Annotated in this window: 17 protein-coding genes, 8 pseudogenes and 1 riboswitch; of the genes and pseudogenes, 11 read left to right on the plus strand and 14 right to left on the minus strand. The window is 69.1% G+C overall.

Annotated features, from left to right (window positions below):
• Position 1: 1 nt before the first annotated feature.
• Both OJJOAM_RS07980 and OJJOAM_RS07985 read right to left on the minus strand, forming a co-directional pair.
• Positions 2-868 (minus strand): tripartite tricarboxylate transporter substrate binding protein, encoded by an 867-nt coding sequence (locus OJJOAM_RS07980; RefSeq protein WP_422649441.1) that lies wholly within the window; start codon positions 866-868, stop codon positions 2-4.
• Positions 869-1,141: 273 nt separating this feature from the next.
• A pseudogene (locus OJJOAM_RS07985) lies at positions 1,142-2,690 on the minus strand (acyl-CoA carboxylase subunit beta).
• A 1,007-nt stretch (positions 2,691-3,697) separates the two neighbouring features.
• Between OJJOAM_RS07985 and OJJOAM_RS07990 the strand changes: the two are divergent.
• Both OJJOAM_RS07990 and OJJOAM_RS07995 read left to right on the plus strand, forming a co-directional pair.
• Positions 3,698-4,153, plus strand: a pseudogene (locus OJJOAM_RS07990) (sigma 54-interacting transcriptional regulator); the annotation flags it as partial.
• A gap of 340 nt (positions 4,154-4,493) precedes the next feature.
• Positions 4,494-4,883, plus strand: a complete 390-nt coding sequence (locus OJJOAM_RS07995) for a helix-turn-helix domain-containing protein (protein ID WP_422649533.1) — start codon at positions 4,494-4,496, stop codon at positions 4,881-4,883.
• On the opposite strand, the pseudogene OJJOAM_RS08000 reads toward OJJOAM_RS07995, so the two are convergent.
• From OJJOAM_RS08000 to thiC, 7 genes and pseudogenes are all read right to left on the minus strand, one after another.
• A pseudogene (locus tag OJJOAM_RS08000) lies at positions 4,781-5,688 on the minus strand (nucleotidyl transferase AbiEii/AbiGii toxin family protein); the annotation flags it as partial. The gene OJJOAM_RS07995 and the pseudogene OJJOAM_RS08000 overlap by 103 nt on opposite strands.
• Complete coding sequence (locus OJJOAM_RS08005; protein ID WP_422649442.1) at positions 5,681-6,439, minus strand: type IV toxin-antitoxin system AbiEi family antitoxin domain-containing protein; 759 nt, start codon at positions 6,437-6,439, stop codon at positions 5,681-5,683. The gene OJJOAM_RS08005 and the pseudogene OJJOAM_RS08000, both read right to left, overlap by 8 nt.
• 167 nt (positions 6,440-6,606) lie before the next feature.
• Positions 6,607-7,776: a thiamine phosphate synthase gene (locus OJJOAM_RS08010; protein WP_422649443.1), complete on the minus strand. Its 1,170-nt coding sequence runs from the start codon at positions 7,774-7,776 to the stop codon at positions 6,607-6,609.
• Positions 7,773-8,600, minus strand: coding sequence for a thiazole synthase (locus OJJOAM_RS08015; protein WP_422649444.1), 828 nt, complete (start codon positions 8,598-8,600; stop codon positions 7,773-7,775). Before OJJOAM_RS08015 ends, OJJOAM_RS08010 begins: the two co-directional genes overlap by 4 nt.
• Positions 8,601-8,604: 4 nt before the next feature.
• Positions 8,605-8,802, minus strand: coding sequence for a sulfur carrier protein ThiS (gene thiS, locus OJJOAM_RS08020; protein WP_006579970.1), 198 nt, complete (start codon positions 8,800-8,802; stop codon positions 8,605-8,607).
• A 178-nt stretch (positions 8,803-8,980) separates the two neighbouring features.
• On the minus strand, positions 8,981-10,180 hold the full coding sequence (locus OJJOAM_RS08025; RefSeq protein WP_422649445.1) for an FAD-dependent oxidoreductase: 1,200 nt from the start codon (positions 10,178-10,180) through the stop codon (positions 8,981-8,983).
• A 158-nt stretch (positions 10,181-10,338) separates the two neighbouring features.
• Positions 10,339-12,238, minus strand: a pseudogene (gene thiC, locus OJJOAM_RS08030) (phosphomethylpyrimidine synthase ThiC).
• Between the two features lie 104 nt (positions 12,239-12,342).
• Positions 12,343-12,444: riboswitch (TPP riboswitch) on the minus strand.
• A 320-nt stretch (positions 12,445-12,764) separates the two neighbouring features.
• Here thiC and OJJOAM_RS08035 point away from each other — a divergent pair.
• A complete protein-coding gene (locus tag OJJOAM_RS08035) occupies positions 12,765-14,432 on the plus strand; it encodes an acyl-CoA dehydrogenase family protein (protein ID WP_422649446.1) in 1,668 nt (555 codons plus the stop codon).
• Between the two features lie 21 nt (positions 14,433-14,453).
• On the opposite strand, the gene OJJOAM_RS08040 is transcribed toward OJJOAM_RS08035, so the two are convergent.
• The 3 genes and pseudogenes from OJJOAM_RS08040 to OJJOAM_RS08050 all read right to left on the minus strand — a co-directional run bounded on the left by OJJOAM_RS08040 (position 14,454) and on the right by OJJOAM_RS08050 (position 17,882).
• A complete protein-coding gene (locus tag OJJOAM_RS08040; protein ID WP_422649447.1) occupies positions 14,454-14,912 on the minus strand; it encodes a hypothetical protein in 459 nt (152 codons plus the stop codon).
• A gap of 154 nt (positions 14,913-15,066) precedes the next feature.
• Entirely contained in the window at positions 15,067-16,626 is a 1,560-nt protein-coding gene (locus tag OJJOAM_RS08045) for a GMC family oxidoreductase (protein WP_422649448.1), read from the minus strand.
• Between the two features lie 301 nt (positions 16,627-16,927).
• Positions 16,928-17,882 (minus strand): annotated as a pseudogene (locus tag OJJOAM_RS08050) (Kdo hydroxylase family protein).
• Positions 17,883-18,112: 230 nt separating this feature from the next.
• Between OJJOAM_RS08050 and OJJOAM_RS08055 the strand changes: the two are divergent.
• Positions 18,113-18,649: an Hsp20/alpha crystallin family protein gene (locus tag OJJOAM_RS08055; protein WP_422647634.1), complete on the plus strand. Its 537-nt coding sequence runs from the start codon at positions 18,113-18,115 to the stop codon at positions 18,647-18,649.
• 31 nt (positions 18,650-18,680) lie between these two features.
• Positions 18,681-19,103: an Hsp20/alpha crystallin family protein gene (locus tag OJJOAM_RS08060; protein ID WP_422647635.1), complete on the plus strand. Its 423-nt coding sequence runs from the start codon at positions 18,681-18,683 to the stop codon at positions 19,101-19,103.
• A 207-nt stretch (positions 19,104-19,310) separates the two neighbouring features.
• Here the strand turns inward: OJJOAM_RS08060 and metK are convergent.
• Positions 19,311-20,476, minus strand: a pseudogene (metK, locus tag OJJOAM_RS08065) (methionine adenosyltransferase).
• A gap of 36 nt (positions 20,477-20,512) precedes the next feature.
• Here metK and OJJOAM_RS08070 point away from each other — a divergent pair.
• The 6 genes and pseudogenes from OJJOAM_RS08070 to OJJOAM_RS08095 all read left to right on the plus strand — a co-directional run bounded on the left by OJJOAM_RS08070 (position 20,513) and on the right by OJJOAM_RS08095 (position 25,354).
• Complete coding sequence (locus tag OJJOAM_RS08070) at positions 20,513-20,725, plus strand: hypothetical protein (RefSeq protein ID WP_422647636.1); 213 nt, start codon at positions 20,513-20,515, stop codon at positions 20,723-20,725.
• A 38-nt stretch (positions 20,726-20,763) separates the two neighbouring features.
• Positions 20,764-21,617: pseudogene (locus OJJOAM_RS08075) on the plus strand (lysophospholipid acyltransferase family protein).
• 8 nt (positions 21,618-21,625) lie between these two features.
• Positions 21,626-22,611: pseudogene (locus OJJOAM_RS08080) on the plus strand (lysophospholipid acyltransferase family protein).
• Positions 22,608-23,501: a lipid A biosynthesis lauroyl acyltransferase gene (locus OJJOAM_RS08085; RefSeq protein WP_422647637.1), complete on the plus strand. Its 894-nt coding sequence runs from the start codon at positions 22,608-22,610 to the stop codon at positions 23,499-23,501. Before OJJOAM_RS08080 ends, OJJOAM_RS08085 begins: the two are co-directional and overlap by 4 nt.
• 110 nt (positions 23,502-23,611) lie before the next feature.
• Complete coding sequence (gene dapF, locus OJJOAM_RS08090) at positions 23,612-24,484, plus strand: diaminopimelate epimerase (RefSeq protein WP_422647638.1); 873 nt, start codon at positions 23,612-23,614, stop codon at positions 24,482-24,484.
• A 51-nt stretch (positions 24,485-24,535) separates the two neighbouring features.
• The gene (locus OJJOAM_RS08095; RefSeq protein ID WP_422647639.1) at positions 24,536-25,354 is read left to right on the plus strand and encodes a polyphosphate kinase 2 family protein; all 819 of its coding nucleotides are present in this window, start codon (positions 24,536-24,538) and stop codon (positions 25,352-25,354) included.
• A gap of 133 nt (positions 25,355-25,487) precedes the next feature.
• On the opposite strand, the gene pyrE is transcribed toward OJJOAM_RS08095, so the two are convergent.
• Entirely contained in the window at positions 25,488-26,171 is a 684-nt protein-coding gene (pyrE, locus tag OJJOAM_RS08100) for an orotate phosphoribosyltransferase (protein ID WP_006578519.1), read from the minus strand.
• Positions 26,172-26,197: the final 26 nt, after the last annotated feature.

A 26,197-nucleotide genomic window follows, 5' to 3' on the forward strand; every position in this document is an offset into this window, starting at 1 on the left:
GTCATTCCACCTTGACCTTCGCTTCGCTGGCCACGCGCTTCCACTTGGCCAGCTCGGCCTGCACGAAGCCGCCGAACTGCTCGGCCGACATCGTGCCCGGCGTGGTGGCCGACTGCGCGAGGCTCGCCTTCGAGTCCGGCGCGTTCATGCTCTTGACCGCCTCGCGGTTGAGCCGGTCGACGATCGGCTTGGGCAGGTTGGCGGGGCCATAGAAGCCGATCCAGGTGGTGGCCTCGTAGCCGGCCACGCCCTGCTCGGCGATGGTCGGCACATTCGGCAGCGCATCGCTGCGCTTGGCGGAGGTCATGCCGATCGCCTTGACCTTGCCGTCCTTGACGTACGGCGCCATCGTCATCGCATCGTGGAACAGCGCCGGGATCTGGCCGCCCAGCAGGTCCGCCATCGCGGGCGTGGCGCCCTTGTAGGGGATATGGACCATCGGCGCCTTGGTCATCAGCTTCAGCAGTTCGCCCGACATGTGCGTCGCGCCGCCGATGCTCGACGAGCCGAACGACAGCCCCTCCTTCTGCTTCTTCGCATAGGCGAGGAATTCGGGCAGCGTCGCGGCCGGGATGTTGTTGTTGACGACCAGCACGTTGGGCGTGGTCGCCAGCAGCGCGATCGGCGTGAAGTCCTTCGCCGCGTCGTACGGCAGCGAGCCGCGCACCGCGGGGTTGATCACATGGTGCGTCGCGGAGACCAGCAGCGTGTAGCCGTCGGGCTTGGCGCGCGCGACCATCTCGGTGCCGATCTGCCCGCTGGCGCCGGCGCGGTTCTCGACCACGACGGGCTGCTTCAGGTCGACGGCCATGTCCTTGGCGATGCGGCGCGCCAGCAGGTCGGTCATGCCGCCGGCCGGGAACGGCACGATGATGGTGACGGGCTTGCTCGGCCAGCTTTCCTGCGCGGCGGCGGTGCCGGGCGCGACGGCCGCCGCGGCGGCGATGGCGCCGAGGGGCGGCCAGCGCCAGCGTGGCGCGGCGCATCGGTCGGTGGGGTCGGTTCATGGTGGTCTCCTTGATGTTGGCTGTCGTTGTTGTCGTTGTGGTTGTCGTCGGCTTTGTCGGCGGCGCTGTCGTCGTCGCTGTCGTCGGCGTTGCGGTTGCCGCCGTCCTTGCCGCTGTCGCGCGGCAGCCCTGCCTCATGGCCGGATGCCGAACTTGCGCACGCCCGGCTCGCGCAGCGGCGCCGCCAGGTTGGCGAACTCGCACAGCAGCGCGCGCGTATCGCGCGGATCGATGATGTCCTCGATGACGAAGGCCTCGGCGCTGCGGAACGGCGAGGTCAGGCTGCGCACGCGCTGCTCGATTTCTGCGCACTTCTGCACCGGATCGTCGGCGCCCTCGATCTCGGCCTTGTAGGCGACCTCGAGCCCGCCCTCGATCGGCAGCGAGCCCCAGTTGCCCGACGGCCAGGCATAGCGGAAGTTGAAGCGGCCCATATGCTGGTGCGCCGCGGCCGCGACGCCGTAGGCACGCCGCAGGATCACCGAGCACCACGGCACCGTGGCCTGGTAGACGGCCGACAGCGCGCGTACGCCGTAACGCATGGTTCCCGCCTTCTCGGCCTCCAATCCGATCTGGAAGCCCGCGATGTCGACCAGGTTGATCACCGGCAGATGGAAAGCCTCGGCCATGTCGACGAAGCGCGTGAATTTCTCCGCGGTCGCGCTGTCCCAGCCGCCGCCGTAGTAGTACGGGTCGCTGGCCACCACCGCGACCGGCCAGCCGTCGACGCGCGCCAGGCCCGTGACGATGGCCCGGCCCCAATGCCGGCCGATCTCGAAGAAGGAGCCGGAGTCGACCAGCGTCTGCACGATCGGGCGGATCTTGTAGACCGCGCGGCCGTCGCGCGGGATCGCCGACAGCAGCCAGTCGTCGCGGCGCGCCGGATCGTCGGTCGGCTCCGCGCGCGGCGGCAGCTCGAACACCGAGGTCGGCAGATACGACAGGAACTGGCGGGCGCGCGCGAAGGCCTCCTCCTCGCTGGCGACCTCGTCGTCGACCACGCCGTTGCGCGTATGGATATGGCTGCCGCCGAGCTCGTTCTTGGTCAGATGCTGGCCGATGCGCGCGACCACCGGCGGGCCCGCGTTGAACAGCTGCGAGGTCTCCTTGACCATCAGCGAGTAGTGGCTGGCCGCGACCCGCGCGGCCCCCCATGCCGGCCACCGAGCCCAGCGCCAGCGACACCACCGGCACCAGCGACATGTTCTCGACCACGTGCTGCCACACCTTCATCGTTGGGATCAGCGTATGGCCCTTGGTTTCGATATTGCGCACCGAGCCGCCACCGCCGGTGCCGTCGACCAGCCGCACCATCGGCAGCCGCAGGTCGCGCGCCATCTTCTCGGCGTGAACGAGCTTGTCGCCGACCGCGCCGTCGTTGGCGCCGCCGCGCACGGTGAAGTCGTCGCCGACCAGCACCACCGGGCGGCCGTCGACGCGGGCCCGCCCCATCACCAGATTGGCCGGCGTGAAGCCGACCAGCCGGCCATTGCCGTCGTACTGGCCGCTGCCGGTCAGGCTGCCGACCTCATGGAAGGAGCCCGGGTCGGCCAGCGCATCGATGCGCTCGCGCACCGTCAGCTTGCCGGCGTCCTTGTGCCGCTGGACCTTGTCCGGCCCGCCCAGTTGGGCCGCCAATTGGCGGCGGTAGGCCAGTTCATCGATTTCGGGTTGCCACGACACGCGTTGTCTCCTGTTGCTCGTTTGCTGTTGGGACATCCAGCGCAGCAACCGTGCCAGCTGGCGTGCCAGCCGCAACCCGTTGATTTACTTGGGGAAAGCCTTGCGCGTGAAATCCGCGGCTGTTAGGGTGTCCGCTATAACGACATATCAGGACACGCCAGTGTCCGCATCGGAGACAAGCTTTGTCGTCATTGAAGACACATGCGGAGACATCGGCCACCGCTCCAAACGCCGCGAACGCCCCGGACGCCCTCGGCGCGCTGGTCATCGACCGCGACGGGCAGGTGCTGGCGGCAACCGGGATCGCCCGCGACGACGCGCTGGCCCGCGCCACGGCAGCCGCGTTGGCCGAGCTGGCCGCCGCCCGGATCACGGCAGTCGATATCCCGGCCCCCGGCGCACGCGCCGGCGAGGACGGCGGCATTCGCCCCCACCTGTTCGAGGTGACGGCGCCCGGCGCCGAAGCCATGCGTCATATCGCACTGGCGCTGGACGACGGCACCACGACGCTGGTGCTGCTGCACCGGCCTGGCGCCGCCACCGCGCTGTTCGATTTCCTCGGCGCCGTGCCGTTTGCCGGCGCCATCCTCGAACACTTCATCACCAACCCGTACCAGGCGATCACCGTGGCGGACCGCGACGGCCGCATGCGCTATATCAGTCCGGTGCACGAGCGCTTCCTCGGGCTGCGCACCGGCGAGGGCATCGGCCAGCCCGCCGAGCGCGTGATTCCGAACTCGCGGCTGCCGCAGGTCGCGGCCAGCGGCAAGGCCGAGATTGGCCAGCTGCAACGGATGAACGGCGTCACGCGCGTGGTCAACCGCATTCCGATCGTGCAGCACGGCGAAGTGGTCGGCGCGATCGGCCAGGTCCTGTTCAAGGAGCCCGAGGCGATCGCGCGGATGCACAAGGAGGTCAGCGAGTTGCGCTCGCAGGTCGCGCACTATCGGCGTGCGCTGGACGACCTGCGCGGCGGCCCCGGCCGGCTGATCGGCGACAGCGCGCCGATGCAGCGGTTGCGGCGCGAGATCGAGACGGTCGCGCGGCTCGACGTGCCGGTGCTGATCCTCGGCGAGAGCGGCACCGGCAAGGAGCTCGTCGCACGCGCGATCCACGAGGCGAGCCAGCGGGACGGCGGCGACACGCGGGACGGCAAGCCGCTGGTCAGCCTGAACCTGGCCGCGCTGCCGGCGACGCTGATCGAATCCGAACTGTTCGGCCACGCCCCCGGCGCCTTTACCGGCAGCCGCCGCCAGGGCCAGGCCGGCAAGCTCGAGCAGGCGGCCGGCGGCACGCTGTTTCTCGACGAGGTCGCCGATATCCCGATGGAGATGCAGGTCAAGCTGCTGCGCGTGCTGGAGGACCACCTGGTCGAGCGCATCGGCAGCCGCCAGGCGCGCCGCATCGACTTCCGGCTGGTGGCGGCGACCAACCGCGACATCCAGGCGCTGATCGACGCCGGGCGATTTCGCCTGGACCTGTACTACCGCCTCAGCGGCGTGGTGCTGCGCATCCCCGCGCTGCGCCAGCGCCGCGAGGACATCCCCGCACTGCTGCAGCACTTCGTGCAAGCGTTCTGCGCGCGCAACAACGTGCCGGTGCCCACCATCGACAGCGCGGTGCCCCGCCACTTGGCCGAACGGCCGTGGCCGGGCAATATCCGGCAGCTACGGCAGAAGATCGAGGAAGCGTTGGTGTTCTGCGACGGCGGCCGCCTGCGCGTGGCGGACTTCGCCCGCGGCGACGAGAGCGCGGCAGCCGCCCTGGCGACAGACGCGGCGCCGCACCCGCTGGCGCGAAGCTATGCCGAACACGAGGGGGGAAGACGAGCTGCGCAGCGAGGCACCGGCGCCCGTTGCGACCACGCCGCCCTCCCGCCCTGCCGCGCTGCGGGAACTGGCCTACGAAGCGGCGCTGAAGGCCGTCGCCGAACATGGCGGCAACAAGAAACGCGCCGCGCAGGCGCTGGGGATTTCGCGCTCGCATTTGTACACGTTGCTGGCGCGGGGGGGCGGCAAGCGGAGGAGATCGTTAGCGCGCCGGGCCCGGGTCATCAGCGCCCCTGCGCCGATTCACTGTCCGTGTGCTGCGAGTCCCTCGTCTAGCAATTCCGCCTGCTTTGCAAACTCCGCGGGGCGCCGCTGGCGGAAGGTTTCCAGATTGCCGAGTTTCCACCGCACTGCCGGCAACTGACAGACATGCGCGCATTGGAGCAGCGACCAGTCAGGGGTGGCGCGGGACAGCCCTGCCAGAAATTGCCTGTGCCGCCCGCTGAGCCGCCTTGGCAGTTCTTCCTTCAGCCGCCCGCGCGCATCGAGCAGTGTTTTCAATGAACACTCGACCTCCGTCATGCCGACAAAGGCGCGGTCATACTCGGCAGCGATGTCCTTGTCGTTGCCGAACAGCACCTCGTGGACCGGGCGATTGTGGCCGGCGAGATAGATGACGAAGCATTCCACCATGCCGTCCGAGATCCCACCCGATTCGTACAGTTGCCATACGTCGAACAGGTCGCGGGGATGCTGCCGGTCCAGTGCAGCCACCAGCTTGCCGGCGTACAACTCGTCGGGAGCGAGAATCGGCACGTCGAATTCGACGCCGAACAGATCGGCGGTCCTCGTGCTCAACACGCGCCGCTCGACCGGCAGCACGGTGCCACGAAATACCAGATTGACCTCGACCTTCACCTGACCCACGTCGTTGCCGACGATCAACTTGGTCTCGCGCTGATCGCGTGCGCCAATCAGCCTTGTGCGCAGGCCGAGCGCCGCGGCGCGTTGCGCGATGGCGGTGAGCTCGGACTGGATGGCACATATCGCGTCCTCTCTCGGCACGTCGCGCGGAAGGTAGACCACGTCGATGTCCACGGAGAGGCGAGGCATATCGCGAACGAACAGGTTGATGGCGGTGCCACCCTTCATGGCGAACAGATCGCCGGAAAAACGATGGGCGCAACGGCAAGCAGGAGGCGGACGGTATCGGCGTAGGCGTTATCCATGGGGCTTCAGGCTGAGCAACGTGCCGTCGTCGAGACGGCCGATCCATCGCTTGTTGCTGCCTGAGCGCACCGGGTACTGTGCCAGCAGGGCATCGACATCGACCAGTTCGGTCTCTCGAGCCCACGTCAGAAAGAGCCGAACGGCCTTGACGCTGGTACAGCACGATAGCAATTGTCCGAGCAGGTCCTTGCGAGGGGAACGTAAAACGTCGAAGACGTTACGCGCCTCCTCCGGACTTTGCTTAACACCGGCTTCGTAAAGCATCTCAAGTGCCGCACGCTCCGGCGCAGCGACGCGCACGCCCTCCGACATGCCGGGCGGTGTTACCAATGTTCGCTCCGCCAGCCCCGTATCTGGCCAGTCGAACAAACGGGCATGCACATAGCGCGCCGGATGCCGTTCCGTGAACCAGCCCGGAAGCGCAAAACGAGCGTCGCCCCAAAGCACCAGGGTCTCGCGGCTGCCGAGGTTGTGTCGCATCCCCTGCCAGGCGAGCGCCGTCTTGCCGCCGACGTGAAAACCGGGCACCTGCGCCTGCAGGAAGCGAAGGGCGCCCTCGACGCCGAAATCGTCGTTGGGAAAGGCGTAGACGCCTTGGGCAAGACGAACCAGCCAGCCACCGTCGGCATATCGCGCGGCAAGCTGGGGGGAAACGCCGAATTGGCGCAGCGTCGGGAGATCGAATGGCGCCCCGCGCGGCATGCCGGTCTGCAGGCGCTTGATTATCTGGTAGCGGGGAACTTCAACCATGGTTGAAGAATAGCACCAGATCTAATCAAGGTGACGCAAGAGGATTTGATTCTGCTCCGTCCGTTGTCTCTTGGTTTATTTTTACTGCAGGATCTAATCAACCGGCGTGCGCGACAGCGCTTTCCCCGGCGATGCAATCGCCGGGGGATACAACGCCGGTCCTGCCCTCAGTCCGCCTGCCCGAACGCCGCCATCAGCCGCGCCACCGCCGCCGGCACGTCGGCCGCTTCGGTGATCGCGCGCACCACGGCCGCGCTGCCGACGCCGGCTTCCAGTACTTGCGGCAAATTGCTCGCGTCGACGCCGCCGATGCCGACCAGCGCCGGCACCTGCTCACGCATCAGGCGGGCATAGGCGTAGAAGCGTCCCAGCCCTTGCGGCTGGGTCGGCATCACCTTGGTGGTGGTCGGAAAGATGGCGCCGAGCGCCAGATAGCTGGGACGCAGCGGCGCGACGCGCAGCATCTCGGCGTAGCCGTGCGTGGAAACGCCGAGCCGCAGGCCGGAGGCGCGCAGCACGTCCAGGTCGGCTTCGTCCAGGTCTTCCTGGCCGAGGTGGATGCCGTAGATGCCGCTGCCGGCGCTGTCGTTGCCGTGCGCGGCGTGGTAGTCCAGCGCGGCGCGCCAATGGTCGTTGATGAAGAGCCGGCTGCGGCTGCCGCGCGCTGCCACCGCCGAGCGGGCGATCTGCTCGCGCACCGCGGCCGCGTCGCCGGACTTGAAGCGCAGCTGCACCGTGGGGACGCCGAGCGGCACCAGCCGTTCGATCCAGTCGGCGTTCGGCACCACGGCGTAGAGGCCCAGGCGCGCCGGACATGGCAGGAACGGTTCGGCCGACTGCTCCGGCGCGACCAGCGCGGCGTGCCGCACGCGCGGGAAGCGGGAAAACTCGGCGGGCCAGTCGAGCGTGCCGGGTTGCCAGGCGCGCGCCAAGCACAGCGCATCGTGCGCGGGGAAATGCAGCGCCAGCGTGGCCAGCAGCGTCGCGACGAAAGCGGGCGATGGCGCGGCATCGTCGTTGGCATCGGCCTGCGTGGCGAACACCCAGGTCCCCATCGGCGAGCGTACCGTGTCGATCCACTGGCCACCCTCGCGCTCGGTCTGGATCAGCATCGCGCCGCGCGCGGCGACACGGTCGATCGTCGCGGGATCGACCTCGCCGTCGGCCAGCAGCAGGTCGGCCTGGCCCAACGATTCGGCGGCATCGGCGGTCAGCGCGTCCTGCAGCCGCCAGGCGCGCCAGCCGCGGTCGGCGACGCCGAAGGTTTCGCCATGGCGCGCCACCAGCGCGGATTGCAGCGCCGTATCGACCGGCATCGGCGTCGGTTGGCGCGTCATGCGTGCTCCTGTGCGTGCCAGAACGGCATGCCGACCACCGGCGTGCTGGCCTGCGCGATCTCGCGCTCGGGCATCGGTCCGGCCAGATAGGCCAGGCGCCCCGCCTCGACCGCACGCGCGAAGGCGCGCGCCATCTCGATCGGATAGGCGGCCTGCGCCACCGCGGTGTTCAGAAGCACGCCGTCGTAGCCCCATTCGAGCACCTGCGCCGCATGCGAGGGCAGGCCCAGGCCCGCGTCGACGATCAGCGGCGTGTCGGGCAGGCGATCGCGCAGCACCCGCATCGCGTGCGGATTGACCGCGCCCTTGCCGGTGCCGATCGGCGCGGCCCAGGGCATCAGCGCCTGGCAGCCCGCGTCGAGCAGGCGGCGGCACAGCACCAGATCCTCGGTGCAATACGGCAGCACCTTGAAGCCTTCCTTGATCAGTGTCTCGGCGACTGCCGGCAGGTTCAGCGTGTCGGGCTGCAGCGTGTAGTCGTCGCCGACCAGCTCGAGCTTGATCCAGTCGGTCTCGAACACCTCGCGCGCCATCATCGCGGTGGTGATCGCCTCCTGCGCCGCCATGCAGCCGGCGGTATTGGGCAGCACCGGCACCTGCATCGACTTGAGCATCTGCCAGAAGGCCTGGCCACCCTCGCCGTCGCCGACCGCGCCCTGGCGGCGCAGCGCGACCGTCAGCATGGCGGGCCGTGCGGCATCGACCGCCGATTGCAGCGTCGCCGGGGACGGATAGCGCGCCGTGCCGAGCAGCAGGCGCGAGGAAAACGATTCGCCGTAGAGCACGAAGGGATCGCGCACGGCATCCTGGGTCGGGAAGGTCATGGGATCAGCCTCCGGTAACGGGTTGCACGAGATCGATGCGGTCGCCGGCGGACAGCGGCGTATCCGCATGGGCGGCGCGCGGCACGAAGCGGCCGTTGAGCGCGGCGGCGAACGGTGGCGGGATCTGCGCCGCGGCCACCGCGTCGGCCAGCGTGGCGGGCGCATTCAGCGCCAGCGGCTTGCCATTGAGCAGGATTTCCATGGTGTTCAGCGCGTGTGTCATCGGTTGGGACGAGCCGGGCAAGGCGACGCTCGAAGGGCGAGAGCCTTGGAGGTCGCGTCGGATTCAGCGGCGCGGGATGGCGTCGCGCAGCAGGGCGTCAACGCTGGCATCGATGCGGCCATCAACGCGGGCCTCGGTGTGGGCATCGATGCGGGCTTCAATGCAGCACCGCATTGCCATGCACGGGCGCGATCATGCCGGGCCAGCGCGCCGAGGCCGGCACCGCATGCGCGGCGGGATCGCCGTCGGCCAGCGCGCGCACGACTTCGCAGGCGGCCTCGACCACCGCCGGCGCGATCAGGAAGCCGTGCCGGTACAGGCCATTGAGGCGCACCACGCGCGCCTGCTCGTCGACCCGCACCGCGGGCAGATGATCGGGACGCGTGGGCCGGCGCTGCACGTTCAGTTCCAGCACGCGCGCCTCGCCGAAGGCCGGATGCAGCGAATACGCGGCCGACAGCAGCTCCAGCGCGGAGCGCACGCTCATCGGCGAGTCGTCCTCGCTTTCCAGCTCGGTGGCGCCGATCACGTACAGATGGTTGGGCTTGGGCGCGATATAGATCGGATAGCGTGGATGCAGCAGCCGCACCGGCCGGTGCAGCGAGACCTCGGGCGCGAACACCCGCACCACCTCGCCGCGCAGGCCGCGCAGGCCCGGCATGCCGGCCCCGCCTCCCATAGCGCCCTCGGCGGGCCAGGCGGCACGCGCGCCCAGGCCGCGGCAATCGAGCACAACACGCGCGTCGATGCCAAGCCGCGGCAGGTCGCGCTCATCGATCTCGCCCGCTTCCCAGACGCAATGCACACCGGAGGAAACCGCGCAGGCCAGCAGCGCGCGCAAGGTACCGCGGTTGTCCAGCTGGCCCTCGCCCTCGAGCAGCAGCCCTTGCTGGAAGCGCCCGGCCAGCGCGGGTTCGAGCGATGCGATGCCGGCCGCGTCGAGCCGGCGCAGCCGTTCGGCCACCAGTTCGGGCGGCGACACGGCGCGAATCCGGCTGGTAAACAAGGGCATCTCGCCGCGGTCGCGGGCGTGCCAGACCACCAGCGTGCCATCCTGCTGGAAGAAGACCGGGTCGACGGCGGTGGGCTCTTCCGCCTGTTCGGCGTTCAATTCGGCCACCCATGCGCGCCACAGGTCCACGCTCGCAATGCCCAGCTCGACGATGCGGCGCTCGCTGATGGCCGATTCGGCCAGCGGCGCCAGCATCGCGGCGGCGACATGGGCGGCCGCGCCCGCGCCGTCGGGACCGGCGCGTTCGACCAGGGCCACGCGCAGGCCACCGCGGACCAGGCGCCAGGCGGCCAGGCGGCCGGCCAGGCCGGCGCCGAGAATGGCGACGTCAAACTGCTGTTTCATGGGTGTGTATTGTGCCAGCCCGGCCGTCGGGAGGCCGGGAACGTCAGTGCGGAGCCGGAAACAGCCGTCGCCCCGCGTGCGCGGAGCCCAGCGTCCCGGCCTCTCGTGGAGAGCCAGGTCGCTGGTTCCCGCCTTCGCGGGAACGACGGCCCCGTCCCTTACGAGTAGATCTTGCCGCCCTGCCGGACGAACTCGATCGACTTCTCCTGCATGCCGCGCTCGGCCTCGTCGGCACCCGCCTCCTTCAGCGACGCGGCGTAGTCGCGCACGTCCTGCGTGATCTTCATCGAGCAGAACTTCGGACCGCACATCGAGCAGAAGTGCGCGATCTTGGCGCCCTCGGCCGGCAGCGTCGCATCGTGGAACGAGCGCGCGCGTTCCGGATCGAGGCCCAGGTTGAACTGGTCCTCCCAGCGGAACTCGAAGCGCGCCTTCGACAACGCGTTGTCGCGCAACTGCGCGCCCGGCCAGCCCTTGGCCAGATCGGCGGCATGCGCGGCGATCTTGTAGGTGATGATGCCCTCGCGCACGTCTTCCTTGTCCGGCAGGCCCAAATGCTCCTTCGGCGTGACGTAGCACAGCATCGCCGTGCCCATCCAGCCGATATTGGCCGCGCCGATGCCGCTGGTGATGTGGTCGTAGCCGGGGGCGATATCGGTGACCAGCGGTCCGAGCGTGTAGAACGGGGCCTCGTAGCAGTGCTTGAGCTCCTCGTCCATGTTGGCCTGGATGCGCTGCAGCGGCACGTGGCCCGGGCCTTCGATCATCACCTGCACGTCGTGCTTCCACGCCTTGGCGGTCAGCTCGCCCAGCGTGCGCAGCTCGCCGAACTGCGCCTCGTCGTTCGAGTCGGCGATGCAGCCCGGACGCAGGCCGTCGCCGAGGCTGAACGACACGTCATAGGCCTTCATGATTTCGCAGATCTCGTCGAAGTGCGTGTACAGGAAGTTTTCCTTGTGGTGGGCCAGGCACCATTTCGCCATGATCGAGCCGCCGCGCGAGACGATGCCCGTCACGCGGTCGGCGGTCAGCGGCACATAGCGCAGCAGCACGCCGGCGTGGATCGTGAAGTAGTCCACGCCCTGCTCGGCCTGCTCGATCAGCGTGTCGCGGAACATCTCCCAAGTCAGGTCCTCGGCGATGCCGCCGGTCTTGTCCAGCGCCTGGTAGATCGGCACCGTGCCGATCGGCACCGGCGAATTGCGCAGGATCCATTCGCGCGTCTCATGGATATGCTTGCCGGTGGACAGGTCCATGATGGTGTCGGCGCCCCAGCGGATCGACCAGACCATCTTCTCGACTTCCTCGGCCAGCGACGAGGTGACCGCCGAATTGCCCAGGTTGCCGTTGATCTTCACGCGGAAATTGCGGCCGATGATCATCGGCTCGAGTTCCGTGTGGTTGATGTTGGCGGGGGATGATCGCGCGGCCGGCGGCCACTTCCTGGCGCACGAATTCCGGCGTGATGTCCTCCGGCCGCAGCGGCAGGCCGGCGCCCAGCGCATTGCCCGGATGCTGGCGCAGCAGCGCCTTGTACTCGGGCTTGTCGTACAGCGCCTGCAGGTTCAGCGATTCGCGCAGCGCGATGTACTCCATCTCGGGCGTGACGATGCCGCGGCGGGCGTAGTGCATCTGCGTGACATTGGCGCCGGCCTTGGCGCGGCGCGGATTGGTCAGCTGCGCGAAACGCAGGTGCGCGGTAGCCGGATCGTTGGCCCGCGCGCGGCCGTACTCGGACGACAGGCCCGGCAGCACCTCGGTATCGCCCCGTTCCTCGATCCATTTGGCCCGCACCGGCGGCAGGCCGGCCTTCAGGTCGATGCGCACGTCCGGGTCGCTGTACGGGCCCGAGGTGTCGTAGACCGGGATCGGCGGGTTCGGCATCTCGCCATGCTCGGTGCGCGTGGCGGTCTGCAGGATGGTGCGCATCGGCACGCGGATGTCCGGACGGCTGCCGGTCAGATAGGTCTTGGTTGAAGCGGGGTAGGCGAACTTCTGGTCGAGATCGCTGGCGAGCGATTCGAAGGATGCGGCGGGGGCGGCGTGATTGCGGGCCATGGATATCGTCCTCTCTCTTTGGGGGATGGACGAAACCAGGAGTCCTGTGAGCATGTCCCTCGGGGACCATGCTGGCGCGGCTGGAATGCGCGCCGGCGGGAACTGCGGTCTTCAGTGAAACTTCCCACGCCGGTACTAACCGGATCGGGTTCGAAGGGACTCTCTCAGCCGCGCGGCCAATCCGCACGGCACCCCTGTTTCATCCAACGGGGCCAATTTAAGCACAAGGGAACTGGCTGCGCCAGCCTTGTTTCATTCGGACTGTGGTGCGCCGCGGTATCGGATCGGCCCGTTGGCGTGACGCCCAGGCCGCCTGCGTCGGCCTCAGCCCGGGGCTCGCGCGTTGCTCTACCATGCAGACAGCGTGCTTGCGCACGCGCGCCGGGCCGGCGACGATTGGTCGCCGACGATTGGCCGCCGACGGCTCCGGCGCCAACGATCGCAGGCCGCCAACGATCGCAGGCCGCCAACGATTGCAACGGCAACGGCATGGGCAGAGACACGACCGTCCGCCACAGGAGACACCATGAGCACCAGCGACGCCGCCACCCACCGCGTCTTCAACCAGGTCCCCGACCTGGCGCACCACAATCCGTTCGCCATCGACACCGTGCTCGGCGCCGCGCTCGAACGCCTCGGCGGCGGCTGGCATGCCGGCGAACTGCGCGAGTTCGGCGCGACGCTGGGCCAGCCCGAGGTCCAGGCCTGGGCCGACCAGGCCAATCGCCATCCGCCCGAACTGCATACCCACAGCCGCACCGGCGAACGGATCGACCAGGTCCGCTTCGACCCGAGCTGGCATGCGCTGCTGTCGCTGCTGCGCAGCCGCCAGCTGCACGCGTTGCCGTTCGCGCAGCCGCGTCCCGGCGCCTGGGCCGCGCGCACCGCCGGCTATTTCCTGCAGGCGCAGCTCGAATCGGGCTCGCTGTGCCCGGCGACGATGACGTTCGCCAGCATCCCGGTGCTGCAGAAGGAGGCCGCGCTGTTCAGCGAACTCGCGCCACGGCTCTATGCGACCGCGCACGATCCCGAGGACCTGCCCTGGCGCGACAAGCGCGCGGTGATGATCGGCATGGGCATGACCGAGAAACAGGGCGGCTCGGACGTGCGCGCCAACACCACGGTGGCGCGGCCGCTGCGCGGCGAGGGCCGCGGCGCCGAGTACGCGCTGACCGGCCACAAGTGGTTCTTCTCCGCGCCGATGTGCGACGCGCATCTGGTGGTGGCCCGCATGGGCGCCGAGGACGGGCCGCTGTCGTGCTTCTTCGTGCCGCGCTTTCGCGACGACGGCAGCCGCAACGCGATCCAGATCCAGCGGCTCAAGGACAAGCTCGGCAACCGTTCCAACGCCAGCAGCGAGGTCGAATTCCGCGGCGCCAGCGGCATCCTGATCGGCGAGGAGGGACGCGGCATTCCGACCATCATCGAGATGGCCACCAATACCCGGCTCGATTGCGTGATCGGCAGCGCCGCGCTGCTGCGAACCGCGCTGGTGCAGTCGATCCACCATGCGCGCCATCGCAGCGCCTTCGGCAAGCGGCTTGCCGATCAGCCGTTGATGCGCAATGTGCTGGCCGATCTCGCGCTCGAGAGCGAGGCCGCGACGCTGCTGATGATGGAGCTCGCGCATGCGTTCGAACATGCCGCCACCGACCCGCTGGCCGGGGCGTGGAAGCGCATCGTGACGCCCGCCGCCAAGTTCTGGATCTGCAAGCGCGCGATCGAGGCCACCGGCGAGGCAATGGAGGTCTGGGGCGGCAACGGCTACGTCGAGGAGGGGCCGATGGCACGGCTCTACCGCGAGGCGCCGGTCAATTCGATCTGGGAAGGGTCGGGCAACATCATGTGCCTGGACGTGCTGCGCGCGATCCAGCGCAGTCCCGACGATGCGCTGCGGCTGCTGCAGGATCTCGGCCAGCGCGCCGGCGGGCATGCCGCGGTGCGCGCCGCACTCGCTTCGCTGCAGGCGATGCTGCGCGCCGCGCCGGAAGAGCAGGAGACCTGCGCGCGCCGCTTCGCCCAGGGCCTGGTGCTGACCGCGCAGGCGGCGCTGATGCTCGCGCATGCCGATGCCGACAGCGCCGAGCGCTTCGTCGCGAGCCGGCTCGAGCGGCAGCATGGGCGCGTGTTCGGCACGCTCGACGGCAGCGCCGCGCAGCTGGGGCGGCTGATCGAGCGGGCCTGGCCGGCTTGATTGCAGGCGTTGCGCTCAGGACTACTCGTTGGACTCGCTGTCGCGCAGCAGACGCCGGCATTCGTCCAGATAGGACAGGCAGCAGGTGCCGCACCACAGGCCCGTGGCCGCGATGATCATTGCCACGCCCGGGTTGAGCGCTTGCGGGTCGCCGCGGACCAGCACAACGGCGCCCGCCAGGCCGATCGGCAGCGACATCGCCGTGGCCATGACCACGGTCGCCAGCGCGCGATGATGGCGCGTCAAGGCCCCGAGGGCGATCCAGACACGCCGCAATCCGTCGGCGCCAGGATCGGGGGCGTGGTTGCCGTCGCTTTCGATCCAGTCGATGCGATGGGACGGCAGCAGGGCCGTGGTGGTGGTGGCGGCGGTGGCGGCGGTGGCGGCGGTGGTGGTGGCGGGCGGCTGGCGATGGCGCGTGTCCACGTCCGGCCAGCCGGCATGCGAGACCGCGGCCCTGCTTGTCCTTGTGTTTTGCACGGTGGCTCTCCCTTCCATGGTGGGCCCACAGGGTAAGGCTTCCGCCCGGCCGCGCGGGCCAAGCGGGCCGCTGCGCCTGTCCCGGCGTACCGAAAAGGGAAAGGAATGCGGCAATTGCTGGAAAAACCGGCGGCCGCCTTACGCAGCGCGCCGCTCAGGCGCGCGCCAGCAAGGTCTCCAGCGCACGCAGCCGTACCCGCGGACCATGGCGGATCAGGTCGTGCGCGCGCTCGCCGATCATGATCGCCGGCGCATCGGCATCACCGCCGGCCAGCGTCGGCATGATCGATGCATCGGCCACGCGCAGCGCCTCGACCCCACGCACGCGCAATTGCGGATCGACCACCGACAGCGCATCGATGCCCATCCGGCAGGTGCCGGCCGGCCGCTCCGCGCCTTCCGCATGGGCGCGGACCAGCGCGTCGATGGCCGCGTCGTCATCGGGATCAGCGCGCACCCCGCCGCAATACAGCGCCTTGCCGCCGAACGCGGCCAGCGGCGGCTGCGCAAGGATGCGCCGCACCAGCGCCACGCCCGCGATCAGGTCGCGCACGTCCTGCGCATCGCCGAGCAGGCCGGCCTCGACCAGCGGCCGCCGCTGCGGATCGCTGCCCGCCAGCCGCAACCGTCCACGGCTGCGCGGACGCAGCAGCAGCACGCGGCAACCGTAGCTCTGGCCATGCCCGTCCCCATCGCCGCGCGCATGGCCCGGCCCGACCACGAAGCGCAGTTGCAGATCCGGTTCGGACAGTTCGGGCTGGCTCCTGAGCAGCGCGCCCGCGCTGACGGGCTCCGCCTCCGCCAGCGTGCTGCGCCGCCCGCCGAGTCCGGCGCCATGCCGCAGCCAGTGCCATGCCGCGGCGAGCGACCTGCCGATCGACGAATCGCCGCCGAGAAAACGCGGCCCGAACGATTGCCGCGGCGACGGCGGCGTCGGCCCGCGCTTGTGCAGCAGCATGCCGACCGGTTGCTGCAGATTCAAACCCACGCCGGGCAGAGGCTGCACGACGCCGATGCCGTGCTCGCGCAGATGATCGGCGGGCCCGATACCGGAGACCATCAGCAGTTGCGGCGAGCCGATCGCGCCGGCGGCGAGCACCACCTCGCGCCGCGCGCGCAACTGGACGAGCCGGCCGTGGCGCAGCGCCTGCACGCCGATCGCGCGGCGGCCTTCGAAGAGAATGCGTTGCGCCTGCATGCCGTGCAGGACCTGCAGGTTGCCGCCGACGCCGCGATGCAGATAGGCACGCGCCGCGCTCCACGGCTCGCCGCGATGGCGCGCGCTCTGGAACCAGCCGACGCCCTCCTGCCGGGGGCCGTTGAAGTCGTCGTTGCGCGGGTGGCCGGCATGGGCGGCCGACTCGACGAAGTAGCGGGCCAGCGGCGAAGGCGCGGAGGGATCGCCGACATGCAGCGGGCCGTTGCCGCCATGCCAGGGGTCATCGTCGCGGCCCATCACGCGGGTATTGCATTCGGCGCGGCGAAAGCACGGCAGCACATCGTCCCAGGACCAGCCGTCGCAGCCGGCCTCGGCCCAGCCGTCGTAGTCGGATGGCGCGCCGCGCAGATAGGGTCCCCAGTCCGGCGCGTCATCGTCGGGCCAGGCGGCCTCGAGCAGGGCGATCGATTCGCTGCCGCTGTCGGCGAGCCTGCCGGCCAGCGCGCACGCCGCCGCGCCGCCCCCGATTACGATGTAATCGAAACTGGTGTCCATTTGTCCCCTCGCACGATGGCAAGTCGGCGCGCCGCTTGCTTCGCGCATCGGGCCGCCACGCAGGGCCGGCGGACGGGGCGCGAACGCGGTCTATGCTGCCCAGTGTAGGCGCTTTGTCGAGGGGCAGAAGGGGAACGCGGCGGGGCCGGACCAGCGCGGCGAAAGGAGGGGAAAAGACGGGAGAAAAGACGCGAGAAAAGACGCGAGAAAAGACGGGAGAAACGGCGGGAGAAAAGACGGGGGGAAAGGGCAGGGGAAAGAAGGCAGGACGCGCTCGCACGCGCCCTGCGCTTGCGGCGTATTACGCCTTCAGCATCGGCTTGCCGAGCATCCGCGACAGCACCGCTTCCGGCGAGTGCGTGTGGTCCGAGATCGCGCGCGGATCGAGGTAGTAGGTCTGCTCCATCATCGCGCGGCCGCGCATCGCGGCGTGCAGCACCTGATCGCTGAAGACGATCCAGGTCGAACCCGGCGGGAAGTGGAATTCCTGCTGCGGCACCTTGGCCTGGTAGTCCAGGTCGGCCTTGGCCATGTCGTGCAGCTGCAGCATGCGATGGTCGTATTCCGAGCGCTCGCGCTTGGTGATATGCAGCTGCTTCATCAGCCAGGCCTGTCCCGGCCACATGCCCTTGGTGCGCGGCACGAAGCGCCTGGCGAAATCGGCGAACGGCTCGCCGACGCGCCACACCCGCGGCGCCTGCGGATCGATGTTGTGGAAGACGCGCAGCAGGCGCTTGCCCAGCATCGGATTGGACGGGAACGAGTCCACGTGCAGCCGCGTATCGTCCTTGCGCCAGCTGACCGGGCGCCCGGCGATCTCGCTGGGCCGCAGCGAGGTGCCGGCGCGCTCCAGATGCGGGCCGTATTCGGGGGAACAGCGACAGCACCAGCCGCTCGCTGTATTCGGCATAGCGCCGGATCAGCGCGTACAGGTCGGCCAGATCCTGGGGGCTGCCCACGGCGCCGCGCACCGCGGTGTCGTTGGCGCGCAGGTTGATGTTCTTGGACTTGCCGTCCGACCAGCGGCTGTCGAGGAAGCGCTCCTCGCCCGGCTCGAAGCGGAAGTGCAGGTCGGGGAAATACAGCACGGCGCCCTGCTCGAGCTCGCGGCGCAGGCCCGCGGCCGTTTCGGCGCGCAGCTGCGGCGCCCAGTCGGTATAGGGCTGCGGGCGGATCAGGTCCAGCCCGCCCTGGGTGGCGGACGGCGCCGCGCCGGTCGAAGGCGCGGCGGGAGGGACAGCGGTTTGAACGGACATGGGATTCCTCGGCATGCTGGCGTGTGCCACGCCTGATGGCGCGATTCTACCGCCGCGCCCCGGGGGCGCTTCGCGCGCCGGCGTCGCGCCATGTTTTCGACTCTTGAAGCGACGGCGTCCGACACTACATTCGTGTCGAAGCGCGCCGGCCAGCGCCGGCACGCAGGGGGCCGGCCGCGCCGGTCCGAATACGAGTCGCTAGGAATAGCAAGGAGCAAGGAGGTAATGCCATGTACGCATCGTTGCTGAGTTCTCCGGGCAGCCTGTTTGCCGAGTTCGACCGGCTGCAGCGCGAACTGCAACAGGTCTTCTCGACGCCGAGCAGCATCCGTGCGGTCGCGCGCGGCGCGTTTCCGGCCGTCAATATCGGCATGACGCCGTCCAGCGTCGAGGTCTATGCCTTCGCGCCGGGTATCGATCCGTCCACGCTCGACGTCAGCGTCGATCGCGGCCTGCTGACCATCGCCGGCCAGCGCAGCGCGCAGATGGAGGGCACGCAGTCACAGGCCGCGCAGGCCGGGCAGACCGACCCGTCCGCCAATCAGCAAGCCGGACAGCCGGGCCAGGCGGGCGCGGGCGCGTCGAGCGCGGGCAAGGACACCAACGTCTATGTGCGCGAGCGCTTCAACGGCAGCTTCCGGCGCGTGATTTCACTGCCGGAGGACGTCGATACCGCCAGGATCGATGCCACCTATCGCGACGGGCTGCTGCGGATCTCGATCGCTCGCCAGGAATCGGCCCAGCCGCGCCGGATCACCGTGAACTGACCCGATGATTGCACCGAGCAGGAGGTTCATCATGAACGATCAAGCCGTCACCCGGACCGACCAGGACCGGAACGTGAATGCGAACATGAGCGGGAAGAACGACAACGGCAATGCCGCCGCCGGCGCGACGCTGTTGCCGCGCGTGGACGTGACCGAGGATTCGACCGGCATCACGCTGCTGGCCGACCTGCCGGGCGTGTCGCGCGACACGCTGCAGGTGCGCGCCGACCGCGACAGCTTGACCATCGAGGGCGAGATTCGCCAGGAGATGCCGGAAGGGCTGGAACCGGTCTATGCCGAGGTGCAGATCGCGCGCTACAAGCGCGTCTTCACGCTGAGCCGCGAGCTGGACAGCAGCGCGATCTCGGCGGTGCTCAAGGACGGCGTGCTGAATCTGCGGATTCCGAAGCAGGCCGAAGCGCAGCCGCGGCGGATCGAGGTGAAGGTAGGGTAAGTGGGAGGTAGGGCGGCGGTGGCCTTTGGGGCCGCCGCTGCCCCTCTCCCGCCCCTTGTCCCGCCCCTTGTCCCGCTCCTTCTCCCGCGAGCGGGAGAGGCAAGCCCCACTCCCGCGCCCCCCTCAGGACGAGAGAGCCGGAAGTGGAGGCGGTCTTTGCAGCCTCGCCCCCGCCAGCATGCCGCAGGGGCGAGCACCCAAGGGTAATTACAGCCCGGCCGCCGCGCGCAGTGCCGCGGCCTTGTCGGTGGCTTCCCACGAGAATTCCGGCTCCTCGCGGCCGAAGTGGCCGTAAGCGGCGGTCTTCTCGTAGATCGGACGCAGCAGGTCCAGCATCTGCACGATGCCCTTGGGCCGCAGGTCGAAGTGCTCCATCACCAGTTTGGCGATCGCCTCGTCCGAGATCTTGCCGGTGCCTTCGGTGTAGACCGTCACGTTGATCGGGCGCGCCACGCCGATCGCGTAGCTGACCTGCACCTGGCACTGGCGCGCGAGACCCGCGGCCACCACGTTCTTGGCCACATAGCGGGCCGCGTAGGCCGCCGAGCGGTCGACCTTCGACGGGTCCTTGCCCGAGAACGCGCCGCCGCCGTGCGGCGCCGCGCCGCCATAGGTGTCGACGATGATCTTGCGGCCGGTCAGGCCGCAGTCGCCCTGCGGGCCGCCGATGACGAAGCGGCCGGTCGGGTTCACCAGGTACTTGGTGTCCTTGAGCATCTCGGGCGGCAGCACCGGCTTGATGATCTCCTCGATCACCGCCTCGCGGATCTGCGCCTGGGTGATGTCCGGCGCGTGCTGGGTCGACAGCACCACGGTGTCGACGCTGTGCGGGCGGCCGTCGACATAGCGCACGGTGACCTGCGACTTCGCGTCCGGGCGCAGCCACGGCAGGCGGCCGTCGCGGCGCAGCTGCGACTGGCGCTCGACCAGGCGGTGCGAGTAATAAATCGGGAACGGCATCAGTTCCGGGGGTTTCGTCGCAGGCATAGCCGAACATCAGGCCCTGGTCGCCGGCGCCCTGGTTCAGATAATCGTCGGAGGCGCGGTCGACGCCCTGCGCGATATCGGGCGACTGCTTGTCGTACGCCACCAGCACGGCGCAGCCCTTGTAATCGATGCCGTAGTCGGTGTTGTCGTAGCCGATGCGCTTGATGGTTTCGCGCGCGACCTGGATATAGTCGACGTTGGCCGTGGTGGTGATTTCCCCCGGCCAATACCACCAGCCCGGTATTGCACAGGGTTTCGGCGGCGACGCGCGCGTATTTGTCCTGGGCCAGGATGGCGTCGAGGACGGCGTCGGAAATCTGGTCGGCGACCTTGTCGGGATGGCCTTCGGAGACGGATTCCGAAGTAAAGAGGAAGTCGTTTGCCACGAACTTTTTCTCCAGGTTAGCTATTGCGTGCCAACCATGTTCAGTCCGGGCGGCGACGCTTTAGCGGTATTTTCAGCACGTCCTGATGAGACGGTATCGCCCCGCAAGTTGTCAGTTAACTCGGCGATGCGCGGTATTATACGCGCCTGCGCGGCGCCGCACACGCGCCGCCGCAACGGTGTGCCGAGGCCATCGGCGCTCGCCGAGGCGATCGGCGGCGGCCGCGAAACAATAAGCGCGGAAGAATGAACCACGCCGGCCCGGGGCCGGCCCCTTGTTGGGACTCCATGACCTTCCTGTTCTGGCTGATTGCCCGCTTGCCGCTGGCATGGCTGCAAGCCATTGGCGGCGTGCTCGGCCTGCTGGCCGCGCGCCTGCCGGGCCGCTACGGCAGGCGACTCGCCGAGAATTTCCGCCAGGCCTATCCGGACGCCACCGACCAGATGCTGGCCGAGGCGGCCCGCTCCACCGGCCGGATGGTGATGGAGATGCCGTATTTCTGGAGCCGCAAGACGCTGAAGGCGCGGCTCGCCGGCTTCTCCGAGCACACCTGGGCGGAACTCGACCGGCTGCTGGACAAGGGCAACGGGCTGATCATGCTGGTCCCGCATCTGGGCTGCTTCGAGGTGTTGCCGCAGGCGTACGCGCTGCGCCACAAGGTGACGGCGCTGTACAAGCCGCCGCACCAGCCATGGCTGCGCGACTGGATCGAGCGGATGCGCACCCGCCCCAACCTGGTGATGGCGGCGGCCACGCCGCGAGGCGTGCGCACGCTGGTCAAGGCGCTCAAGCGCGGCGAGTCGATCGGCATCCTGCCCGACCAGGTGCCAAAGGGCGGCGAAGGGGTATGGGCGCCGTTCTTCGGCAAGCCCGCGTACACCATGACGCTGGTGCAGCGCCTGCAGCAACTGACGGGCGCACCGATCGCGATGGTCTTCGCCGAGCGCACCGCGCAGGGGCCACCTATATCGCCCATATGCGCGTGCTGGAAGACAGGCTGCCGGACGATCCCGTCGAGGCCGCCACCGTGCTCAACCGCACGGTCGAATCGCTGGTCGCCGAAGCGCCGACCCAATACCTGTGGGGCTACAACCGTTACAAGCACCCGGCGGGTGCGGAGCTTCCGCCCCAGGACGGGTGACAGATCCGATGACTTTCCTGTTCTGGCTGATTTCCCGTCTGCCGCTGGCCTGGTTGCAGGCCATCGGCGGCGCGCTGGGCCTGCTGGCGGCGAAGTGGCCGGGCCGCTACGGGCGGCGCCTGACGGAAAACTTCCGCCACGCCTTCCCGACGCCACCGACGAGATGGTGAACGAGGCCGCCCGCTCGATGGGACGCATGATCCTGGAGCTGCCCTATTTCTGGACCCGGCACACCATCAAGGCGAAGCTGTACGACTTCAACGAGGTGGTCTGGCCGGCGCTGGACCGGCTGCAGGACCAGGGGCGCGGCGTGATCGTGCTGACGCCGCACCTGGGCTGCTTCGAGGTATTGCCGCAGTCGTATGCGATGCGCCGGCCCGTCACGGTGCTGTTCAAGCCGCCGCACCAGCCCTGGCTGCGCGACTGGGTCGAACGCATGCGCAACCGCCCGAACATGACCAGCGCGCCGGCCAATCCGCGCGGCGTGCGCATGCTGGTCAAGGCCCTCAAGCGCAAGGAGGCCATCGGCATCCTGCCCGACCAGGTGCCGATCGGCGGCGAGGGCACGTGGGCGCCGTTCTTCGGGCGTCCCGCGTACACGATGACGCTGGTGCAGCGGCTGCAGCAATGGAGCGGCGCGCCGGTCGCCATCGTCGCCTCGATCCGGCTGCCGCGCGGCGGCGGCTATCGCGCCTTTCTCCGCGTGATTGAAGAGCCGCTGCCGGAGGATCCGGCCGCCGCCGCCGCCGTGATCAACGGCGTGGTGGAGGAGCTGGTACGGCTGGCGCCGACCCAGTACCTGTGGGGCTACAACCGCTACAAGCACCCGGCCGGCGCGGAATTGCCGCCGCCGTGGCCGCCCGAGGCGCCCACGCCGTCCACGCCGCCCGCCCCGCCGGCATCGGGCGCCACCCCGGCCACTCCAGCGACCCCGGCCGCCGGGGCCGCCGACATGTCCGCCACGGAACCGACTTCCCCGACTTCGCATCCATGAGCCGTCTTTTCACCTGGCTGGGCATCGGTCTGCTGACCGTGCTCGGCAAGCTGCCCTACCCCCTGGTCGCCCGCTTCGGCGAAGGGCTCGGCAGCCTGCTGTACCTGTTTCCCAGCGGCCGCCGCGAGGTGGTCCGCGCCAACCTGCGCCTGGCCTTCCCCGACAAGTCCGAGGCCGAGATCGCCGAGCTGTCGCGCCAGTCGTTCCGCTCGGTGTTCCGCAGCTTCGCCGAGCGCGGCATCTTCTGGACCGGCAGCGAGGCGCAGATGCGCCGCTGGGTGCAGATCGACGACCAGGCCAACCTGGTCGCGCTCGACGGCGAGCCGCACATCCTGGTCACGCTGCACCTGTCCGGCGTCGAGGCCGGCGCGATCCGGCTGACGATCTATCTGCGCGACCACGTGGGCCGCTCGGGCGCATCGCTCTACACCAAGCAGAAGAACGCGCTGTTCGACGGCTTCCTGAAGCAGGCCCGCGGCCGCTTCGGCGCCAACATGATCGCGCGCAACGACAGCGTGCGCGACATCATCCGCTGCCTGAAGAAGGGCGAGGCGCTGCAGCTGATCTCCGACATGGACTTCGGCGAGCGCGACTCGGAATTCGTGCCGTTCTTCGGCGCGCAGGCGCTGACGCTGACCTCGGTGTCGCGGCTGGCGCGGCTGACCGGCGCCAAGGTCGTGCCGATCTATACCGAGCAGTTGCCCGACTATCGCGGCTACGTGCTGCGCATCCTGCCCGCCTGGGACAACTATCCGGGCGAGAGCGTGACCGAGGACACGCGGCGGATGAACGCCTTCTTCGAGGACTGCATCCGCCCGCGCATCGCCGAGTACTACTGGGTGCACAAACGCTTCAAGCATCGCCCGCCCGGCGAACCCGAGATATATTGACGTTCGGCCGGCATATCGGCGGCCGCCAACCCAGAAACAATGACACCGGCCGTCCGCGGCCGCCCCCGGTTTCCGGTCCTGACCGGTCCCGGCATTTCCCGACCCGCGCCATGAAAATCCAGTTCACCAAGATGCACGGCGCCGGCAACGACTTCGTCGTGCTGGACGGCATCCACCAGACCCTGAACCTGAGCACCGAGCAATGGCGCGCGCTGGCGAGCCGGCATTTCGGCGTGGGCGCGGACCAGATCCTGATCGTCGAGAAGCCGACCCGGCCCGACGTCGACTTCCGCTACCGGATCTTCAATGCCGACGGCGGCGAGGTCGAGCACTGCGGCAACGGCGCGCGCTGCTTCGTCCGGTTCGTCACCGACCATGGCCTGACCGACAAGCGCTCGGTCCGCGTCGAGGTGATGAACGGCGTCATCACGCTGACGCTGAACGACGACGGCCAGGTCACGGTCGACATGGGCGCGCCGGAGTTCGAGCCGGCGCGCATCCCGTTCCTGCCGGAGGAGCTGCCGACGCGGACCGAGGGCGGCGACACGCTGTACGGCATCGAGACCAATGGCCGCACCGTGTGGATTTCGGCGGTGTCGATGGGCAATCCGCATGCGGTGCAGGTGGTCGACGACACCGAGCGCTTCCCGGTGCGCGAGGACGGCCCGGTGATCGAGCACCATGCGGCCTTCCCGAAGCGCGTCAATGCCGGCTTCATGCAGGTGGTCGACCGCAACACGATCCGGCTGCGGGTGTTCGAGCGGGGCTCCGGCGAAACGCTGGCCTGCGGCACCGGCGCCTGCGCGGCGGTGGTGGCCGGCATCCGGCGCGGCTTGCTCGATTCGCCGGTCAAGGTGCATACGCACGGCGGCGACCTGACCATCGCCTGGGACGGCGACGGCACTCCGGTGCGGATGACGGGCCCTGCCACCACGGTATTCGAAGGTTCGATCGAGCTGGACGCGCTGCAGCCGCGCGGCTGACCTGCCCCAGCGACCCTGCCGGAACCCCGGCACCTACGCGGAGAAGCGCCCATGCCCGACACGCCGCTCGACCCCTACCGGATCGCCAACGGCAAGGGCTTTCGCCTGGACCGCTTCGATGCGGGCGCCAGGCCCTTCTCCAGCGGCGACAAGACCAGCGACCGCGCCCGCCTGACCGAGCTGTCGACGCATCTGGACGAGCAGCAGGACATCTTCTACGCCGAGCAATCACGCAAGCTGCTGGTGATCCTGCAGGGCATGGATACCAGCGGCAAGGACGGCACCGTGCGCGGCGTGTTCCGCAGCTTCGATCCGCTGGGACTGCGCGTGGTCAGCTTCAAGGCGCCGACCTCGGAGGAGAAGGCGCGCGACTACCTGTGGCGGGTCCATGCGCAGGTGCCGCGCACCGGCGAGATCGCGGTGTTCAACCGCAGCCACTACGAGGACGTGCTGATCACGCGCGTGCATGGCTGGATCGACGCGGCCGAGTGCGAGCGCCGCTACCGGCAGATCCGCCATTTCGAAAGCCTGCTGGCCGAGACCGGCACCACGCTGGTCAAGTGCTTCCTGCATATTTCGAAGGACGAGCAGAAGTCCCGGCTCGAGGCGCGGCTCGCCGATCCGCAGAAGCACTGGAAGTTCGATCCCAACGACCTGGCCGAGCGCCGGCACTGGGACGCCTATATGGACGCCTACCAGGACGCGATCGCCGCGACGGCGACGCCGGAGGCGCCCTGGCACGTGATTCCCGCCGATTCGAAGACGCACCGCAACCTGATGGTCGCGGAGATCCTGCGCGAGACCTTCGCGCGGCTCAAGCCGGCCTATCCCCCGTCCGCGCCGGGGCTGGACGAGCTGAAGGTCGAGTAGTCGTCGAATAGTCGAAGTCGAGCGGGGGGAAGCAAGGATTGGGGCCCAACGGGCGCGGGGGCTCGAGCGCCGAGCGCCGAGGGCCGAGGGCCTTGCGGGGGCTTGGCGAGGCCCGGCCTGCGGGCCCCGAAGATCAGACGCCGTAGCGCTGGCGATAGGCCGCCACCGCGTCGCGCGAGGCGCCCAGCGCCGGGTCCTGCGCGGCGTCCAGATACGCCAGCAGGTCCGCCAGCGAGGCGATCGCGATCACCGGCACGCCGAATTCGCGCTGCACGTCCTGCACCGCGGAATGGGCGCCGATCTGCTCGGCGGTGCCGCTTCGCTCCATCCGGTCCAGCGCAATGAGTACTGCGGCCGGCTCGGCGCCGGCAGCCCGGATCATCTGCACCGATTCGCGCACCGAGGTGCCGGCCGAGATCACGTCGTCGACGATCACCACCTTGCCCTGCAGCTTCGCGCCGACCAGCGTGCCGCCCTCGCCGTGGTCCTTGGCTTCCTTGCGGTTGTAGGCGAAGCCGACATTGCGGCCCATGCCCGCCAGCGCCACCGCGGTGGCCGACGCCAGCGTGATGCCCTTGTAGGCCGGCCCGAACAGCATGTCGAATGCGACACCCGAGGCCAGCAGGGTTTTCGCATAGAATTGCGCCACCTGGCCCAGCGTGGCGCCCTCGTTGAACAGCCCCGCGTTGAAGAAATACGGCGATTTGCGTCCCGCCTTGGTGACGAACTCGCCGAAGGACAGCACGCCCGCGTCCAGCGCGAAGCGGATGAAGGTCTGGCTGAGGTCGTCCGCCGCCGGCGTGGTTTGCTGCGTCATCTTTTCTCTCTTCAAAAAATTTCCCG

The organism is Cupriavidus sp. H18C1 (assembly GCF_049311595.1).
GTDB lineage: Bacteria > Pseudomonadota > Gammaproteobacteria > Burkholderiales > Burkholderiaceae > Cupriavidus > Cupriavidus cauae.